18 protein-coding genes and 1 pseudogene are annotated in these 18141 nt (G+C 64.7%); 11 read left to right on the top strand and 8 right to left on the bottom strand.

The annotated features are described in order from the left end of the window. Nucleotides 1-29 precede the first annotated feature (29 nt). The 3 genes from ABEA43_RS22535 to ABEA43_RS22525 are packed head-to-tail and all read left to right on the top strand — an operon-like array spanning nucleotide 30 to nucleotide 3681. Nucleotides 30-689 carry a hypothetical protein gene (locus ABEA43_RS22535; RefSeq protein WP_345564559.1) on the top strand — a complete coding sequence of 220 codons (660 nt, stop codon included), beginning with the start codon at nucleotides 30-32 and terminating at the stop codon, nucleotides 687-689. Beyond that, complete coding sequence (locus tag ABEA43_RS22530) at nucleotides 689-2185, top strand: proton-conducting transporter transmembrane domain-containing protein (protein ID WP_345564557.1); 1497 nt, start codon at nucleotides 689-691, stop codon at nucleotides 2183-2185. Before ABEA43_RS22535 ends, ABEA43_RS22530 begins: the two co-directional genes overlap by 1 nt. Further along, the gene (locus ABEA43_RS22525) at nucleotides 2182-3681 is read left to right on the top strand and encodes a hydrogenase large subunit (RefSeq protein ID WP_345564555.1); all 1500 of its coding nucleotides are present in this window, start codon (nucleotides 2182-2184) and stop codon (nucleotides 3679-3681) included. The genes ABEA43_RS22530 and ABEA43_RS22525 overlap by 4 nt, the downstream gene beginning before the upstream one ends. Nucleotides 3682-3701: 20 nt before the next feature. Here ABEA43_RS22525 and ABEA43_RS22520 read toward each other — a convergent pair whose 3' ends face one another. Both ABEA43_RS22520 and ABEA43_RS22515 read right to left on the bottom strand, forming a co-directional pair. After that, entirely contained in the window at nucleotides 3702-3827 is a 126-nt protein-coding gene (locus ABEA43_RS22520; protein WP_345564554.1) for a hypothetical protein, read from the bottom strand. Between the two features lie 75 nt (nucleotides 3828-3902). Next, entirely contained in the window at nucleotides 3903-4088 is a 186-nt protein-coding gene (locus ABEA43_RS22515) for a hypothetical protein (protein WP_345564553.1), read from the bottom strand. Between the two features lie 568 nt (nucleotides 4089-4656). Here ABEA43_RS22515 and ABEA43_RS22510 point away from each other — a divergent pair. Beyond that, on the top strand, nucleotides 4657-5652 hold the full coding sequence (locus tag ABEA43_RS22510) for an integrase core domain-containing protein (protein ID WP_345564551.1): 996 nt from the start codon (nucleotides 4657-4659) through the stop codon (nucleotides 5650-5652). A gap of 10 nt (nucleotides 5653-5662) precedes the next feature. After that, nucleotides 5663-6501 (top strand): annotated as a pseudogene (locus ABEA43_RS22505) (IS5 family transposase). Between the two features lie 335 nt (nucleotides 6502-6836). Here the strand turns inward: ABEA43_RS22505 and ABEA43_RS22500 are convergent. Beyond that, nucleotides 6837-7517 carry a DUF2637 domain-containing protein gene (locus ABEA43_RS22500; protein ID WP_345564549.1) on the bottom strand — a complete coding sequence of 227 codons (681 nt, stop codon included), beginning with the start codon at nucleotides 7515-7517 and terminating at the stop codon, nucleotides 6837-6839. A 948-nt stretch (nucleotides 7518-8465) separates the two neighbouring features. Between ABEA43_RS22500 and ABEA43_RS22495 the strand changes: the two genes are divergently transcribed. Both ABEA43_RS22495 and ABEA43_RS22490 read left to right on the top strand, forming a co-directional pair. Next, on the top strand, nucleotides 8466-8720 hold the full coding sequence (locus tag ABEA43_RS22495) for a helix-turn-helix transcriptional regulator (RefSeq protein ID WP_345564547.1): 255 nt from the start codon (nucleotides 8466-8468) through the stop codon (nucleotides 8718-8720). Further along, nucleotides 8720-9925: a tyrosine-type recombinase/integrase gene (locus ABEA43_RS22490; protein ID WP_345564545.1), complete on the top strand. Its 1206-nt coding sequence runs from the start codon at nucleotides 8720-8722 to the stop codon at nucleotides 9923-9925. The genes ABEA43_RS22495 and ABEA43_RS22490 overlap by 1 nt, the downstream gene beginning before the upstream one ends. Nucleotides 9926-10691: 766 nt before the next feature. On the opposite strand, the gene ABEA43_RS22485 is transcribed toward ABEA43_RS22490, so the two are convergent. The 3 genes from ABEA43_RS22485 to ABEA43_RS22475 form a co-directional block, all read right to left on the bottom strand. Further along, a complete protein-coding gene (locus ABEA43_RS22485; protein ID WP_345564543.1) occupies nucleotides 10692-11993 on the bottom strand; it encodes a pentapeptide repeat-containing protein in 1302 nt (433 codons plus the stop codon). A 462-nt stretch (nucleotides 11994-12455) separates the two neighbouring features. Further along, nucleotides 12456-12971, bottom strand: a complete 516-nt coding sequence (locus ABEA43_RS22480) for a hypothetical protein (protein WP_345564541.1) — start codon at nucleotides 12969-12971, stop codon at nucleotides 12456-12458. Nucleotides 12972-13412: 441 nt separating this feature from the next. Next, the gene (locus ABEA43_RS22475; protein ID WP_345564539.1) at nucleotides 13413-13736 is read right to left on the bottom strand and encodes a trypco2 family protein; all 324 of its coding nucleotides are present in this window, start codon (nucleotides 13734-13736) and stop codon (nucleotides 13413-13415) included. A gap of 1295 nt (nucleotides 13737-15031) precedes the next feature. Between ABEA43_RS22475 and ABEA43_RS22470 the strand changes: the two genes are divergently transcribed. Then, nucleotides 15032-15205 carry a hypothetical protein gene (locus ABEA43_RS22470; RefSeq protein ID WP_345564537.1) on the top strand — a complete coding sequence of 58 codons (174 nt, stop codon included), beginning with the start codon at nucleotides 15032-15034 and terminating at the stop codon, nucleotides 15203-15205. Between the two features lie 37 nt (nucleotides 15206-15242). Here the strand turns inward: ABEA43_RS22470 and ABEA43_RS22465 are convergent, their stop codons facing one another. Both ABEA43_RS22465 and ABEA43_RS22460 read right to left on the bottom strand, forming a co-directional pair. Continuing rightward, nucleotides 15243-15968 (bottom strand): GntR family transcriptional regulator, encoded by a 726-nt coding sequence (locus ABEA43_RS22465; RefSeq protein WP_345564535.1) that lies wholly within the window; start codon nucleotides 15966-15968, stop codon nucleotides 15243-15245. Nucleotides 15969-15986: 18 nt separating this feature from the next. After that, nucleotides 15987-16529, bottom strand: coding sequence for a GntR family transcriptional regulator (locus ABEA43_RS22460; protein WP_345564533.1), 543 nt, complete (start codon nucleotides 16527-16529; stop codon nucleotides 15987-15989). Between the two features lie 197 nt (nucleotides 16530-16726). On the opposite strand from ABEA43_RS22460, the gene ABEA43_RS22455 reads away from it, so the two are divergent. The 3 genes from ABEA43_RS22455 to ABEA43_RS22445 all read left to right on the top strand — a co-directional run bounded on the left by ABEA43_RS22455 (nucleotide 16727) and on the right by ABEA43_RS22445 (nucleotide 17984). Then, nucleotides 16727-17059: an SCO3933 family regulatory protein gene (locus ABEA43_RS22455; RefSeq protein WP_345564532.1), complete on the top strand. Its 333-nt coding sequence runs from the start codon at nucleotides 16727-16729 to the stop codon at nucleotides 17057-17059. Beyond that, complete coding sequence (locus tag ABEA43_RS22450) at nucleotides 17059-17187, top strand: hypothetical protein (protein ID WP_345564530.1); 129 nt, start codon at nucleotides 17059-17061, stop codon at nucleotides 17185-17187. The genes ABEA43_RS22455 and ABEA43_RS22450 overlap by 1 nt, the downstream gene beginning before the upstream one ends. Before the next feature lie 566 nt (nucleotides 17188-17753). Beyond that, nucleotides 17754-17984 carry a hypothetical protein gene (locus ABEA43_RS22445; RefSeq protein WP_345564529.1) on the top strand — a complete coding sequence of 77 codons (231 nt, stop codon included), beginning with the start codon at nucleotides 17754-17756 and terminating at the stop codon, nucleotides 17982-17984. The last annotated feature ends 157 nt before the right edge of the window (nucleotides 17985-18141 follow it).

Raw genomic sequence — 18141 nt, 5'->3', positions numbered from 1 at the left:
CCCCGCATGAGGACTGGCATGAGAACGACATGAGCGATGCGATGTATGTACTGCTGCTGGACCTGGCGTGCGGGACGTTCCTGCTGGCCGGGGTGCTGGTGCTGTGGCGACGTGACCTGTCGGCCATCGTGGCCTTATTCGCTCTGCAGGGGCTCGCCCTGGCGGTCCTGGTCGTGGTACTTGGCCTGCACCAGGGCGAGATGGAGCTCGTCGCCGTCGGCGTGGGAGTGGGCGCGCTACGCGCCGGGCTGCTGCCCTCCCTCATGCGGCGCGCGCTGGCCGCCAGCGGTGAGGCGCGCGAGACGCGGCCCCTGGTGAACGTGGCCACCTCGCTGCTGGTGGCGGCGGTGCTGGCCATGCTCGCCTACGCGGTCTCCCAGCCGCTGATCGCTCTATCCCCCAGCCCCGCCACCCAGGCCGTGCCTGTCGCGCTGACCGTGCTGCTGGTCGGCTTCTTCGTCCTGGTCACCCGCCGGAGGGCGTTGTCGCAGGTGGTGGGCTTCCTGCTGATCGACAACGCGGTCACCGCGACGGCGTTCCTGACCACCAGCGGCGTCCCGCTGGTGGTGGAGCTGGGCGTCTCGCTGGACGTGCTGCTGGCCGTTCTGGTGCTGCAGGTCCTGACCACCCGGATGCGGGCCGCGTTCGGCGGCACCGATCTGGACGAACTCAGGGAGCTGCACGACTGATGACCCTGCCCCTGACCCTCCCCGTGGCCGTCATGGTGCTCGTACCCGTCCTTGTGCCCCTTGCGGCGGCGTGCGGCTACGCCGTCCTCGGCTGGAACAAGGTCACCGCCTGGCTCGGCGCCCTGGCCGCCGCCGCCCTGCTGGCCGCGGCCGTCGTCTCGGCCATCACCGTCTCGGGCACGAGGCAGGCCGTGACGGCGTGGGACCTGCTGCGTGTGGACCCGCTGAGTGCGTTCATGCTGATCGTGATCGGCGCCGTCGCGCTGCTGGCGACGCTGGCCAGCCCCGCCTACCTGGCCGGGGACCACACGCACGCCCGCGCGGCCCGGCGCTACGGGATGCTCACCCAAGCGTTCATCGCCGCCATGGCGCTGGCGGTGCTGGCCTCCAACCTCGGCGTGATGTGGGTGGCCATCGAGGCCACCACCATCCTGACCGCCTTCCTTGTCGGATTCCACCCCAGCAGGCAGGCCACCGAGGCCGCCTGGAAATACGTCGTCATCTGCTCGGCGGGCATCGTGCTGGCCTTCCTGGGCATCGTGCTCGTGCATTACGCCGCCCTGCACGCCGGCCTGACCGCAGCCGAAGCCCTGGACGGCGCGGCCCTGGCGCGCCACGCCGTCGGCCTCGACCCGGGCGTGATGCGCATCGCGGCCGTGCTGCTCGTGCTCGGCTTCGGCGCCAAGGCCGGGCTGGCGCCGATGCACGCCTGGCTGCCCGACGCGCACAGCCAAGCACCCGCCCCGGTCTCCGCGCTGATGTCCGGCGTGCTGCTGTCGGTGGCTTTCTACGCCATCTTGCGCATCAAACTGATCACTGACGTGGCGCTCGGACCGGCGACCATGCGCGTCCTGCTGATCGCAGCCGCGCTCGGCTCACTGGCCGTGGCCGCCGCGCTGCTGCTCGCCCAGCGCGACTACAAACGGCTGCTGGCCTACTCCAGCATCGAGCACATGGGACTGCTCGCCCTGGGCGCCGCGATCGGCACCCGGCTGGCGCTGGCCGCCGTCCTGCTGCACATGCTCGGCCACGGACTCGGCAAGTCGGCACTGTTCCTGTCCGCCGGCCACATCCACCAAGCCGTCGCCAGCAGCCGCATCGACGCCGCCCGCGGTCTGATCCGCCGCTCACCGCTGCTGGCCGGCGCCTTCGCGCTCGGCCTGCTGGCCCTGCTCGGCATGCCCCCGTTCAGCCTGTTCGCCAGCGAGCTCGGCATCGTCCGCGCCGGCTTCGCCGCAGGCCTGGGCTGGGCGATCGCGGCGGCCCTGCTGCTCATGCTGATCATCGTCGCCGCCGTCGGCCGGCACGGGAGACGTATGCTGCTCGGCTCACCCCCGCCCGCCACCCAGCCAGTGACCCAGGCGATTGCGCTGCCCAGGACCGCCGCACTGACACTGATCGTGGCCCTGGCCGCCTGCGCGATCCTGGGGATCACCACGGGCCCCCTCGGCGACCTGCTGCACGGCGCCGCCGCTATCGTCGGAGCGACCCCATGATCCACCCCACAGCACACCGCGCCCTCGCCAACATCGGCCCCTCCGAGCTGCTCTCGGCCGCCCAGACGCTCATGGCCGGCGGCCACCGGCTCACTCTAGTGTCGGCTCAGCAGGAGGCGCACGGCTTCGGCGTCGCTTACCTGTTCCTCGCGGCCCACCCGGACCGGCGCACCGAACTGCGCCTGCGCCTGCCCCCTGGCGACCCCGCGGTGCCCAGCCTCGCGGCCCTGTCCTTCCCGGCCGGCCGCTTCGAACGCGAGATGCACGACCTGTACGGGATCACCCCGGCCGATCACCCGCTGCCGCGCCGGCTGGTGCGCCACCATCACTGGCCGCGCGGCTGGTACCCGATGCGCGCCGATGCCGGCCCCCCTCCCGCCTTCGGCGACCCGGAAGGCCCTTACCCCTTCGTCACCGTCGAGGGTCCCGGCGTCTATGAGATCCCCGTCGGCCCCGTACACGCCGGGCTCATCGAGCCCGGCCATTTCCGCTTCTCCGTGGTCGGTGAAACCATCCTCAAGCTCAAGGCCCGGCTGTGGTTCGTGCACAAAGGCCTGGAAAAGCTCTTCGAAGGCCACTCTCCCGTCGATGGGCTGCCGCTGGCGGAGCGGGTCAGCGGCGACACCACCGTGGGCCACGCCCTGGCCTACTGCCTGGCCATCGAGGAGGCCACCAGCACCGACGTGCCACCCGAGGTTCAGCGCGGGCGAGCCGTGCTGCTGGAACTCGAACGCCTCTACAACCACGTCACCGATCTGGGCGCGCTGTGCAACGACGTCGCCCACGCCGTCCTGCACGCCCAGGCCGGGCGGGTGCGCGAGCAGTTGCTGCGCATCAATGACGAGGTCACCGGGCACCGGCTGCTGCGCGGCGGCGTCACCCTCGGCGGCGTCGCATTGCGCGCCCTGCCCGATCCCGACCGGCTGGCCGCCATCGCCGCCGATGTGGCCGAAATCGTGCAGCTCGCCCTCGGCCACACCGTGGTGGCCGACCGCTTCACCGGCACCGCCATCCTTTCCGAGCAGGCCGCCCGCGACCTCGGCGTCCTCGGATACGTCGCCCGGGCCAGCGGCCTCGGCCTCGACGCCCGCCGCGACCACCCCTTCACCGACCTCGGCCCGTTCACCCCCGCCACCCGTACGGGCGGGGACGTGCTGGCCCGCTTCGGCATCCGCGCCGACGAGATCGCCGCCTCCATCGACCTGATCACCCGCCTGGTCGGCGACCTCACTCCCGGACAGCTCGAAAGCCCGCCGGCAGGCGAGCCCTCATCACGCGCAGCCTCCTCTGGGGTCGGCATCGTCGAAGGCTGGCGCGGCACCATCGTCCACCGCGTACAGCTGGCCGCCGACGGTACCCTGGCCCGCGTGAAGATCGTCGATCCGTCGTTCTTCAACTGGCCGGCCCTGCCCGTCGCCCTGTCCGGCACGATCGTGCCGGACTTCCCGCTGGTCAACAAGAGCTTCAACCTCTCCTACGCCGGCAACGACCTGTGAGGCGCCACCCCGGCCGGGGTTCAGCCGGATGGCGCGGCGGCGACCGCGGCCTGCACCGCCTGCTCGACGGTGCCGTGCGCCGGGAGGCGATCGGTGACGCCGGTGAACTCCAGGATGCGCGCGACCACGTCTCGGCCGGACGTCAACGAAAGTGTCAGGAAGTACACTCGAGGGTCGTTAGCCCTGGTCAGGGACCGACTTCGCGAGTGGAGCCGAGGCTGTCAGCGGGTGCGCCGGCGTGCTGCCGGATCTTGTTCGGCGGTGATGCGGGCCGAGGTTTCCTCGCCCAAGCGGATGTAGCGGCCAAGGCTGGCCAGGCTCTGGTGGCGAAACTTGGCCTGCAGTTCGGGTGCGGTCCGTCCTGCCTCGGCCAGATGCTGCAGCGCGCTGTGCCGCAGCTGGCGCAACGTCCAGCGCGATATGCTGTTTGGTCCGATGCGTAAGTGCGGGGTGGGATATCAATTTTGGCCCGGCGTTCAGGATGGTCGGCCCATGCCTGGGGGATTAACAACCGCCAGTGTCCGTGGCCGTGCAAAAGTAGCCGCAGGTGGCCGGGTTGAGGTCACCGCTGGTGGCCAGTTGCAAGTCTGCGCCTGCCGGAAATTTCATCCGGGCAGGTCACGACGCTGCGAAGGCTTCGCGTGGCGGCGCGAACTCCGGCCGCCCAGAATATGGAACCAAGTGCGGCATGATGATCGGCCGTGCTCCTCCGCCTGGCCTACCTCACCGTCACCAACACATTCGCTGCACTGCGATTGCTGCCTATGAGCAATCGGGACAAGGACGTGGAGATTTTCGTCCTGCGTCACCAGACACCGTCCTTGAACGCCAAATCGGCGCCGGCACCAGAGTGAGATTCGCACCCGTAGACCGGGCCTTCTCGCCGCGCTCCTGACCTCGCTGCCCCGCGAGGTTCTACGCCGGCTACGGCTCCTCATCCGACCCAACACCGACCTGCGCTGGCACCGCGATCTGATGAAACGGCGCCATGCCCGTACCTGCAGGCCGAAGCGGCCCGGGCGCCCACCCACGGTCCGCTCCATCCGCGCCCTCATTCTGCGCCTGTTCCGGGAGAACCCCCGCTGGGGCTACCGGCGGGTTCACGGAGAGCTCACCACACTGGGCATCAAAGTCGCACCGTCCACAGTATGGGAAATCCTCAAGCAGACCGGTCTTGATCCAGCGCCCGAGCGGGCGTCCACCATCTGGGCCGACTTCCTGCGCTCGCAAGCAGACGCCCTGCTGGCCTGCGATTTCATCGAGACCATCACCCTGAACGGACAGCGCCAGTACATCCTGGCCGTCATCGAGCACACCACCAGGCGCATCCGGGTGCTCGGCATCACCGCGCACCCGAGCGCCGACTGGGTCACCCAGACGATAAAGAACCTGGTGATGGACCTGGACGATGCGGGCTGCCGGGCGCGCTATCTGATCCGCGATCGAGATGGGAAGTTCCCCGCCCTCATGGACGAGATTCTCTCCGAGGCCGGCATCAAGACCGTGATCACCGGCATCCGCATGCCGCGGATGAACTTCATCGTGGAGCGGTGGGTCCAGTCATGCCGCCGTGAACTCCGCGACCGCTGCCTCCTGTGGAACGAACACCACCTGCGACACGCCCTTCGCGAGTACGAACGCTCCTACAACCAGCACCGCGCCGACCAAGCCCTGGGCCAAGCAGCTCCGCTACGCACCGTCCGTGATCCGATCACGGATCCCGAGCAAAATCATCGACCTGAACGTACGCCGACGAGACCGGCTCGGCGGCGTCCTCCACGAGTACTCACATGCCGCTTGACTTGCACGGATGGAATTTTCGGCAGGCGCAGCATTCATGCGCTCCAACTCGATCACCGGAGCGCCTGTTTGATTGCCATATGTCGCCTGGATTCCGTCTGGTCTGGTCTAGAGATGAGATGGAAACTCCCTAACGGTCGAGAGCCACCGCTGATCACACGATTCGGGTAAAACTTCTGCCATGAGTGAGCGGAAGCCGTACTCCAGCGACATATCCGATGCCCGCTGGGCATTAATCGAGCCCACCTTAACCGCCTGGCGACAAGCCCGACTCGATCGTCGGCCCACCGGCCAGCCGGCCTCGGTCGAACTGCGGGAGATCTTCCACGCGATCCTGTATGTCAACCGCACGGGAATTGCCTGGAAATATGTGCCCCACGATTTCCCGCCGTACAACACCGTCTACGCCTACTATGCGGCCTGGCGTGATGAGGGAATCTTCGCACAGCTCAATTACGAACTGACCGGCCTGGCCCGCGTCAAGGAAGGCCGCAAGGCCGAACCGACCGCGTGCGTGATGGATACGCAGAGCGTGAAGACCTCCACCAACGTGCCCCTCACCAGCCAAGGAGCCGACCCAGCCAAGAAGATCGTCGGCCGCAAACGAGGCATCGTCACCGACACGCTCGGCCTCATCCTCGCCGTGGCCGTCGCCGCCGCAAGCCTATCCGACAACGTCATCGGCAAAGGGCTACTCGACCAAACCAAAAGCACCTACCCGACGATATCCAAAACCTGGGTCGACACCGGCTTCAAGAACGCCGTAATCGAACACGGCGCCACATTAGGCATCGACGTCGAAGTCGTCTCCAGAAAAGCCGAAACCCGTGGCTTCCATGTCGTCAACGCCGCTGGGTCGTCGAACGCCGCCTGGGCTGGCTCATGCTATACCGTCGTTTAACTCGCGATTATGAGATCCTGCCCACCAGCTCCCAAGCCATGATCCACATCGCTTCGATCAACAACCTGACCAAGCGCATAACGGACGAGACCACCCCAACCTGGCGAGGCACCTACTAGGGCATAAGCCGCAATCTACTCAAATCAAATGCCCTCTGAGACTGCCGCGAAGCTCGAGCCTCATCACCGAAACCTTCCCTTTGTAGCCTTGCTGAGTTGCGGAACAAATCACACATAATGCCAATGGCCAAGAACACATGGTTGCTCGGTGGTTGCTCGCGTGTTTGCGTTACAGCACGGCACTCGTCGGCACAGGCGGACACGACGGTGGGAAGAATCCCGCCCACAGCGATACAAAACAACACGCGGTGACACCGAGCGGCACTAATCGAGCCGACTCATAATCCGCTTGTCAACGACGGCGGGTATGTTTAAGACATCGTCCGGGCACCAGCTCACCCGAGTTCTCCCGCCCGCCCCGCCTTCTTGACCAGCCGCCCCCATCGCGGCGAACGCTCGAACTGCCGGGCAATGACCTGCCCCGTCGGAAGCGCCCCGTTCTCGCCCGCCATTGTGCTTGCCCACTCCCACGCCGTGCGTTGAAGCGCCCGCTCACCCTCCAAGGACTGCCGCGAAGCCGACTCGTCTCGTGATGGCACCGGCCGAGTCTCGTCGTTCCAGCGGCCGTCATCCTTGCGGCTACGCGAAGGGGCGGCGTCAGAAGAGGTTTGCCGGACCTGGCACATCAGCATCTCGTACGCGCCGATGAGCGCCAGACTCGGCCACCCGGCGATCAACCGAGCGATCATCGTCGGCTCCGCCACCGCCACATTGGCTCCTATGCTGGCGAGACTGCTGATGATCAGCAACGCCCACGGGAGCAGACCGCCGCGCGACCCGTGCCTGCTGGCCCGCAGCAGCGACATCGAGGCCGCCACGATCGTTCCATCCACCGCCAGCGGGATGAGCGCAGCGGCCAGCGCATCCTCCCCATGCGCCAGAGCCAGTTCACGCATGTGCCGGAAGGACACCACGGCCGCGATCGCAGCCAGGACCAGGACTGCCCCGGTCGTCGTCCAGCGGATCCATCGATCCGCCGACACCAGCTCCGAGACCGGTCGCTCGATCCCCTCCACGGAATGTCCTTGAGGGTCTGACGGCGCACTTGCCGGGCCGACGGGTTGCGCGACCGCGCTCGCCACCATCACCACCTGCCCGGCGCCATGACGGCTGACCCCCGCAGCGGAAGTCGGCGGGCGACCTCGACCCTCGCGTGCCGGCTCTCCGACGACCGCTGAACGGGAAAGACGCCCTGCTCGGGGAGCATCTTGATGTGCCTTCCCTGCACAGAGCCGAATCGCAGGTTCACAGCCGGGAGGTCCCGGCGCGCGCCGTTGCTCGCATCTCGGGTGTCGACAAGCTCTAGTGAACAGCCGCTTCCACGCGAGGCCCGATCTATGCATCCTGCTTCTGAGTCGTAGCAGGGCACGATCACCGGACGGTCCGCACGCAGGACGTCGTGAGAGGCGTGGAACCGCCGCGAGAGCAGCGTGCGGTCTTGCTGATCGCTTTGAGGCAGAGAGCCGCGCCTGATCGCCGGATGATCCATTCCGGCGGATCGAGTGGCGACCACGTCGTCGGCGTAGTCCCGGCGACGGTTGACGGCTTGTGCCGTTCGAACAGTCATCTCACCTCCCACAAGGTGGAGCCGACGCGGCTCCACCGCACATGACCTCGACGCGACCACCTGACGGCTGCCGCGCGTTCGAGCAGGCCCTGCAGCGTACGCCGCCGAAGCCGGTTGAGGAGGCCCTGAGCAGGCCCTTTGTATCTCTCCAGTCACCCTCCGAGGACGCGCGTCGCTGTTTTCGGCGGCCAATCACACCATCACGGTCATTTTCAGCCCGATCCTTGAGCCCGGGGGTAGCCGAACAGCTACAAAGGGCCTGCTCAGGGCCTCCCTAAGCCGCTCGGGCCTCCTAATCTGGAGATCTCCCGCACGCCGCCGAACAACAACGAGGGCGGCCACACGACGGGACGCGCGAAACACCTCGCGCCAAGCATCCCCAAGGAGCAAAGGACCTGTGCCATCGAACGCTGACTTGACCCTGCCCGAAAACTCGCCCAAGAACGACGCGTCAGAGTGCATCTGGCGCACGACCGAGGAAGTCGCAGCCATTCTCAAAGTCGATCCGTCAACCATCCGCCACTGGCGTACCGCCCAGCCGCCTCAAGGGCCGCCGTTCGTCCGGCTGACGGCCCGGTTGACCCTCTACAGCACCCACGACCTCCAGCACTGGCTGGCCGAGCACCGCATCGACCCCCGCGAGGTGGCCTGATGGCGCGGCCCGAACTACCCCCCGTCGGCATCGCGCTCGCCGCTGACATCGAAGTACGCGCGGGCAGCAACCCCTACCGCACGCGTGTGCGATGGTTCGATCCAGCCACGGGCAAACGGCGATCCAAGTCCGTGGCCCTGGCCACCAAGGAAGCCGCCGCGACATGGGTCGCCGAGTTGGAGAGCGCCGCACGTGGCGGCGTCGATCCCAACACCGCGACCATGACCCTCGCCGAATACGGCCGGCAGATCATGCATCTGGCCGTCCGCGGCCTGGAGGCCAAAACCCTCGACCCCTACCCGGCCGGGTGGCGTAAGCGCGTCGAACCCAGCCTGGGGCACCTCCCCGTCCGCATGATCACCAACGGCGCGGTCGATCGCACGGTCCACGGCTGGATCGCCGACGAGTGCACCCGATCCACGGTCAAGAACAGCCTGGCCATCCTGGTCCGGGTCATGGAGCAGGCCCTACGGGACGGCATCATCGACCGCAACCCGGCCAGGGTCACCGGCTGGCAGCGGGAGTTCAAGAAGGCCGAAGACGAGCTGGACGACCCGCGAACGCTGGCGTTGCCGGACTGGGCGGCGCTGGAACGGCTGGCCCGTACGCTCGTGGCGCGCTCGACCGGCGCCTACCCGGGCTGGGGCGATGTCGTGATCTTCGCCGCGTGCACGGCGGCGCGTATCGGCGAGGTGTCCGGGGTCCGCGCGGGCGACATCGACACGGGCACGTGGAACTGGACCCTGCGCAGGCAGACCACGCCGAGCCCTGGCGGCCTCGTGGACAAGGGGACCAAGGGCAAGCGAGCCCGCAAGGTGCCGATCATCGCCGAGGTCCGGGAGCTGGTCCTGAGACGGATGGAGGCCACCGGTGAGGAGCCGGCCGCGCGGCTGTTCACCGGCCCCAGGGGCGGCCGCATCACCACGGCCGTTCTGCGAGACGCCACGCACTGGGACGAGGTCGTGGCCGCCCTGGGCTACGAGCACCTCCGCCGCCATGATCTACGCCACACCGGCCTGACCTGGATGGCCGATGCCGGTGCCCCGATCCACGTTCTGCGCAAGATCGCCGGGCATGGGTCCCTGACCACGACCCAGCGCTATCTGCACCCGGATGCCGAGCTCCTCAGGGCCGCGGGCAACGCCTTGAGCGCGCACCTGTCGCCGAGCTGGTCCCAAAGTGGTCCCAAGCTGAGGGCTGTCTAGATCATCCGCCCTGTTGGTCACTCAACGCAAAAAGGCCAGTCGACCTGGAGTTATTCACAGATCGTCTGGCCTTTTTCGACCGTCGGGACGACAGGATTTGAACCTGCGACCCCTTGACCCCCAGAACGTTGGAGTAGGCCCTTTCCCCAGCTCAACAGGTAGATGGCGGCCATGCTGGTGTGCAGTCCAGTGCTGTTTGTGTGGCTGCGTGCAGTGCGTGTGGTCTCCACTTGGTCCCCACAGCTGTCGGGAGGATCAGTCCAAGTCCCCCTTGTTTCGTGTTCTGCATAAGACGGCGATGGCCGCAAGAGCTACGTTGAGGGAGTGGAGCTTTTAGAGGAACGTCAGTGGGATGCCAGCCTGCACGGCGCCGAGAGTCGAGCTCGACGCGGCGAATGCACGTGGGGAGCACCTTGCCCGAACGGGGCAACCCGAAGCGTCCTAGTGCGTGATGCTGGCGGAGAGAGTTGGTGGGCTGTGTGCAATCGACACTTTGTCGACTCTCCGGTGTTCCGGTAGCAAAACGTCGGCCGAGCTGCGCGACCATGTCCCAGCAGCAGTACGCGCTCGTGATGCAGGTCGCACTTCGGTGTGAACTCGTGGCGTGATGGTCGTTGACGGTCGGCGTAGTGGCCAAGTGGCTTTAGGAGATCATGGGCGGTTGATGACAGTCGGCGAGGTTGCTGCACTTTGCTGCTGCAAACGCTGACATGCCGGGCACCACCGGTGATCTTCGACCACTTCCAGGGTGCACCACTCGGCGGCATCAATTGGGGTTGCCCGCAACAGTCTGAGAATCGTCAGCGGCAACGGCAGACGATGTTGGTAGGTGGAGACCGGGCGCCTTGGCTGGCAACCCGGTGGGCGGGCAAGACCAATCAGCGACAGCGTTGAACCGCACCTCGCCACCGATGAACGCCGCCTCGTCGAACACCATCTCACCACCGATGAACGCCGCCTCGTCGAACACCATCTCACCGCCGGTGAACTGCACCCTGTCGAATGCCACATCGCCGCCGGTTGCTGCCTCACCACCGACGAACTCGGCCCCTCTGAACGACATCTCTCCACCGGAGAACACCGCTTTGCTGAACCACACCCCCCTGCCGGAAAATTTCCCCCCGCCGAACGACACCTTCCCGCTAGCGAACACTGCCTCGTCGAACAATGTCCTGCCGTCCATGAAATACGCCCCGTCGAAGGACACTTCGCCGCCTGAGAACTTCGCCCCGTTGAATGACATCCTGCCGCCGGTGAACTCGGCTGCGATAAAATCCACCTCACCGCCAGAAAATTCCGCTGCATCGAAAGACACCTCACCCCCCGCGAACTTTGCAAAGACGAATGACACCTCGCTGCCTGAGAATACTGCGTTGTCGAACAAGGTCGTGCCGTTGCTGAACATCGCGCCAGTGAATGACACCTCGCTGCCTGAGAAAACCGCCCCTCGAAAGGACACCGAACCACCGGAAATGATGACGTTGGAGAAGTCGGCCTCGTCGTCGAAGACGACTCCGGTAAAATCCAGATCGCTTCCGCACCAGGAGGCAGAGCCTGCGCGGAGGTGCACGGCAATAAGGCGAGCAATGGTGGCGCGAACCTCCCTCATGGCCCGCCAGGTGGCGTATTTGGCCGCGTCCTGGGCGGGACTGGGTTCGGGCGGCATGCGCAGGTAGGCGCACAGTACATCGATGCACATTTGGCGGCCCCCGCGCCAGTCATCTGCAAGTGCGGCAAGGGCATGAACGCCAGCCAGGCGGACTGCGGGGGCGTCGCTGCCTAGTTTGTCTGTGGCCTTATCGAAGCGTTCTATGTAGAGCTTGGTGTCCTCGCGGTGGGCCGCCTGCCGGGCTCGGTGGTTGTCCTCCTCGGTTAGGCGCTGTCTCCGGTAGGCAATGACGAGGGCGACAGCTCCACCGATGCCGCCCACTACGGCCAAGGAGATCTTGACGAGGTCCAGCAGGGCCGTGGTGTCGAGCGTGAGGTTCTTGGGCATGCCGATCGCCAACAGCGCGCCAGTCAGCAGGCCGCCGGCGACGGTGGCGGCTGCCACAAGGGTCAGTGCCAAGGCGGTGCCGATGTGCAGCAGCTTGAGTGGTCGATACTCCGCAGCACGCGCCGCACGTCGACGCCAGGAACGAAGGAGACTCGGTCGCCTCAGCTGGAGGTGGGTAGGTCGAGGGAATCGCCGCACGCCACCATGATGACGGGATCCCCGCACTGGACAGAGGCGGTCGGAAGCCTTGTACGTGAATCGTGTTCTTTCGCTTGGGTTGGGTTCCATGATGATCGCCGAACCGGCCTCGTCACCCGCGTCACCGTGCGCGTGTCTGCTCACGACCGTCACGACGGCGAAGGCTTGATCCCGAACGGTTGCGCCAGATCATCGAGATCTAATTTGGAGGTGCGCTGACCTGCTGGAATTACTCAGGCACGGCTTTGGCCTGCGGCGGCGTCTCTGGCTACTTGCCAACATTTGTAGCGCTTCATGGAATCGCGTGCCCTCGATGTGCCCCGCCGACAGCGATAACTACAGAGTCGCTCCAGTGTCGCCCAGGCATACCAAAGCAAAAAGGCTTGCATGCAATGACAAAACGATAATCATCGCGTCGCCTCCGGCCAACCGATACCTGTTGCGATTCATCAGGTAGTCCTTGGCGGCTTGCAACAAGTTGTCATTCAGATTCCGAGCTACGTCCCGGAGCGTCGCTCCGGCCAAAAGATCATTCAACGCCTGTACGTACGCGTCGTTGGCGCGAGAGGGGGACCGGACAGGATGGCCGAGGAAGTTGTTAAACCCTAGGAAGGCACGAGGCGGTGAGTAGTGGCGGCTGAATCGCTGGGCGCCCAGAACTGCACCTGCATGACAGGCTATCGCCACGAGGATCTTCTGCACGTCATGCTCGTTCTTGAGATCAATAAGTGGATTGCCTGGCGATCCAAGTGACGACGACTGACCGTGACCGAAGTACATCACACAGTCGTGATAAGAGAGCTCGATGTCAACCGCTGAACGCGTTGCTCCGGATGCATGGAGCGTGGTCATGGAATGGTGCGATGGGCACTGGCCGACAAGGTTGCGTGCGATGGTAGCCAACACTCGAGGAATCCCAGGATCGTTGGGCGTTACGATCAAGAGCCTAGCCATGGTCATCTTGCCACTTGCGAACATCCTCGCTAAGAGTCTCTACCACCTGCTCGAGGGGATCGCCCACGCCCGTGTATGCGCTCAAGCCGACCGCGAAGATATGGAGAACCGGTTTGTGTAGCGGGGAGCTCTCGTCTTGCACCGCATGGGCAAGATCACGGGGACTAAGGCCCACGGACTCCGACTCGGATTGGTTGATGTAAATGAGGGGTCGGTCGGCAAGTGGATGGTTGTCCGCCCAATCCTCAAGCGCGCGCCCTAGGTTGTCGATCTCGTTCGACGATAGGTGCTGCTCATAAATTTTGTCTGTCCAGTTCACAGGATTCCAAATGCTCATTGCTACTCCACCTCCCCAGCAACTCCTACGATGCCGATGGGGCCCAAGGTCACTTTCAGCCGGTGGACGGCTGACCTGGCGATTCCCTTCTCTCCCCCGGCCTCAAAGCCGACACCAAGCACCTTTAGGTTGACGCCCGCTTTCCCCTTCCCTGAATGCTCAAGGGTGAACGTCAGCTCGACCTCTGTTCCAATGAGCTCCATGATCGGTTCTTGGTTGGCATCGAGAAGTTTCTGCCGGGCAGCTATGAGGTCGGCGCGGAGAGCATCAAAGATCTCGGGTAGCGCGTAACCAGGCCCAGGAACCGTCCCACCATGATCAGCCATGGCTGCAACATACCCAGCCCGTTACGGTCCGCAACGTTCACAGCGTCTCAGCAGGTTACCCGAAGACTCAACGATCCCCCAAAAAGATTTTAGGTCTGCGCAAGTTCGCGACGCCTAGCATCAAGTTGACCTTGAAACTTTTCGGAAAGCGCTCTCCGTATAGTGTCAAGATCGTGTGTGTCGACATGGCGTCAGCTAGTCACGAGGGCGCGGTCACACGTACGATCGGTTTAGTCGCGATTTTGCTTCTGCACCCCTGAGGGGTGGCTTTAACCCTGGTCACACTGAAGGGGTGGCGTCGCGGTGATCTCCTTGCCGGGCAGGCGTAGCCATACCGGGCCGGTCGTGCCGGCGCAAGCCGCCGTTGGCGTGTCCATGTTCCCGGTGATTTTCCTCGTGCGCTGGTTGTCCTGCCGGTAGTCGGCGGCTTGTGCTGGTGCGGCTGGTCTGGTGCCCCTCGTGGTGTCCTGCAAGGAGATCACCACAACAGCCGACCCGACGCGCACGTGATCCCCCTGATCTCCGCAGTCCGGGCCGGGGTATGGGGCAGCGCCCCATGGTCTTCTCTCACCAGTCTCTGGTCACTGTTTCGCCGCTCCACCCTTGGCCGGAGCTTATGAGTGGGGCTTTCGCCATCTCCGTCGTGGGTGTGTTGAGCAGTTCGGTTGGCGTGCCGTGGCCTTCACTCGTGGCGCTGGGTTGGTGAAGATCCAGGAGGAGAGCGATGCGTCAAGCCGTACCAGGCTTATCACTACCTGTGTGTGCCGCTTGCGGCACGCGCGCCGCCGCGGCGGACGCGGCCGGAACGAGCCGCAGCCGCCGCGAGCGAGCGCGCAGGGGCCGGCTGCGTAGTTGGCGTTCTTCGCGGCGGTGGGCGTGTGCAATGCGGGGCCAGTGGTGATGGACTGGGCAGGCTGGCGCTTGATCCGCCTGGTTGTCATCCCCCGAGCTGGTGGAGGTCAGGTGAGCCTCCGTGCTGCAACACCGTCCCAGCTCCGACGCTTTTCGCCCGGTTTCGGTGGAAGCCCTGCGTCCGCATGCGGGCTATTGCCGATCTTCGTCTGCGGGGAACATCTCGCAACCCCCTCCGCCGTGATCACGGTGTGCCCGCCGCGACGCGGCGGGCTTGAAACCGTAGGGAAAGTTGTAACAGGGTCGAAGTTGCAGGAAGTTGCGGCAGGCACTAGACAGCGGCAAGCCATGTGCCATCGTTGAGGCGTTAAGGTCAGCCCCTTGCGATTGAGGAACGGTGAGCAATCGAGATGCACAGTCCTGGTCGCCATGAAGATCGTGCGATGGCTATAGGCAAAGATAATCCTGAGCTGGCAACGATGTACGCCATTCTTGCGCTCGCCTCGGCAGTTAATCGCCTCGCCGAGGCGCACCGGAAGCTTGCCGAGGCTTCTAACAGTGAAGCTTTGTCGGCCGACACGCCAGACCGTAGCCAAGCGGCAGGTGGCTATTCCTGACCTAGATCCGTCGGCGCGAGTCCTTCGTCGGGTCGCTCTATGCCTCGCGTGAGGCTGATTGCTCATATCGGAGTTCATACAAATGGGCGCCTTTGACAAGGATTGATACTTCGACGGGAACCTTGTCGCGGGCATAGATAATCCGAAACTGTCGGATTACTGGCACCTCTTCCGGTAGTTGCAATCCTTCCACTTCGGCCGAAGTTGGTGGACGAGTAGAGATCTGGTCAGTGAACTCCTGCTGCTGATATCCAAGATCCGCCAATACCCGAGGCGCTCCACCACGAATCCTCTTGTGTTCAGCTAGTGCTGTGCCAGCCGCGATATGCACCGGATAGTAGGACCACGACAGCTCCACGGGCTCGTCAACGTGAGACATAAGACGGTGTCTTAGGATCACGGGCTCTCCTGCGACAATGCTCAACGCTTCAGCGACATCGACGGGGGCAGGAACCTCCTCGACACTGACGAGCTTGTACGTGAACGAATCCGGCGATGGTTCAAAGTATGTGGCCACATCAACGACAAACGGTTCCCGACTACGGACGAATACGCCTACACCGGGAGCGCCATATAGGTAGCCTTCATTTTTCAATACCGACAGTGCACGCTGAATAGTGGCGTTGGCAGCATTGTACTTGTCAACCAATTGCTGGGTGCTCGGAATTTGTGCGTTCCGCGGGAGTTCGCCAGACATGACCTGCGCTCGGAGGTCCGCTGCGATTTGCAAGTGGCGGGGACGTTTGTCCTCATGCTTAGCCAAGGGATGACCTTCTCTCTATCAGAGGGCGAGCGAGTACCGCAGATGGCGGCCGTGCGCAACCATGGACATTTGCATTACTTCGACGGGCGTGCCGTTTTGAGCCATCGATCGCCGCGTAAGCACCAGTACCCAATCAAGGTCGGGGATCTGTAGAAGCTGCCGCTCTTCGTCGGATGCTGGCCGGGCCGTGATGTCCTCTTCCACAAGTATCGGGTGATAGCCGAGATCGGCCAGGAGCTTGGTTGCGCCTCCGGGAACCTTCCGTGGATCGGCCAAGCGGGTTCCCCCAGCGATGGCCGCTGGGTAGTAGGAGTCGGCAAGCTCTACGGGCTCATCATCGAGGAGCACCACTCGCCGGCGAACGATGACGGTGTCGTCCCGAGAGAGCTTCAACGCCGCGGCGATGTCTTCGGGGGGAGTGATCTCGGCCACCTCGCGCAAGACGTGGGTGCCGACCCGACCACTCTGTGCAGCTTCTTCAGCCCACGGGTCAGCTTGCTCAGTTCCTTGTGGACGGACGTACGGCAGTGACGTGCTGGTCCATTCGCTCCGTCCAGCCATTCGATCTCACCTTGCCTCTCGCTCGCGACGGAAGATCCTCACCTAGCCACCCTACCGGACAGGCGATAAGGCCAGCTCTACGGCTTCTTCCACTCCATGCTACGTCCAGCCTTGCTACCTTATCGGAAAGGCAGTATGGTTGAAGTAAGAGGTCAAGGAGTGCGAGAGGTCGCGAGTTTCAAGCAAGGGAGTAGCGCGTGAGGAACATTCCGGTGGATACGGCGTCCATGGCGTTCATGGTCGCGGGTGAGGCTGAGCCGAAGATCGCGGACAAGGCAACGGGTGAGGTGAAGAAGGATGCGGAGGGGCGTGACCTGTACACCCTGCCGCTGTTGGTGACGCCGAACGATGACCGACGCAACCCGGTGATCATGGTGACGTTCCCGTCGGTGGACTTCCCGCAGATCGTGATGGGGAGCAAGGTCCGTCCGGTTGGGCTGGTCTGCTTCTTCTGGCAGATCAACAGCGGTAACGCGGGGCTGGGCTTCCGCTGTGAGGCGGTGCGTCCGGCGTCGGACAAGGCCGCCTGATGGGGGCGCTGATGTGCATCGAGTGCGGCTCGACGCAGAACCTCGCGGAGCAGTTCGACGCTCGGCGCAACAAGATCGTGTGGTTGTGCGCGTACTGCCACTACCAGGCGGTTCGCGGGGGTGCGTGATGGAGAGCTATGCGTGTGCCGCCTGCGGCGCGGTGAATGGCGTGGTCGAGGAGTTCGACTCGTTGCGGAATCGGGTCATCTGGGTGTGCGCCTCGGTGAATTGCTACGACCGCGCGATCGGAGGGTGGTGAAGATGCCGCAGGTTCGGGTGATGGACGACGACGCCGATTTGGCGGCCGAGGTCGTAGAACAGCTCGTGGAGTTGATCGCGCGGGCGGACTCGGGGCTTCGAGCGGGCAGCATCACGCGGTTGCGCCACCGTGGGGGCGGCGGCCGGTTCGTGGTTGATGTGGAGCCAAGTCCTCGCTCGGTTATGCAGCAGCAGTCCTCAGAGCGAAGGGTTCAACGGATGGTTTTCTGCGAAGCGCACCACGGCGCACACGAGGAGATGGCGGAATGCGTCTGGCCTCATGACATCGCCCCACCGGGTGCTGTTCCTCAGGTGGGGCACCCTCTGCGGAGTACAGACTGACTTTTTTGGTCCCGGAACGGCCGTGTGCTTGGCGGCTTGGGCCGCTCCGGGGTCTCCATCGATCGCTCTCAAGAGGAGAGGAGACGGCTCTAGTATGCGTGATTTCCTGCTGTGGGCGGGCGTGGGCCTGCTGGCCACGGGTGTGTGTCTGTGGGCGTGGCGTCGGGTGTCGCCGGTGTCGTTCTGGCTGGTGCTCGGGTTCCCGGTCAAGGCTGTGACGGTGTATGGGACGTGGCGGGCGGTGGCTTCGGGCTGCGGTCTGTCGAAGCGTCGGCGCCGGTGGCGGTGGAGCGTGCCGGGCTTCCCGGGCTGGGGGGCCGAGTGATGGCCGAGCCGAAGAGACGCAAGCTGACCAGCGACGAAATGTCCATGATCTTCGATTCTCTGTCGGACAGACAGCAGCGGAACGTCATGGCCTACTTCTGCGGCTGGGACCACGAGGGCTTCCAGAACGCCCTCCGGAACATGGGGAAGGGCGACTA

The sequence above is a fragment of the Nonomuraea rosea genome (assembly GCF_039539705.1).
GTDB lineage: Bacteria > Actinomycetota > Actinomycetes > Streptosporangiales > Streptosporangiaceae > Nonomuraea > Nonomuraea rosea.
This window is presented reverse-complemented; position numbering and strand designations above follow the sequence as displayed.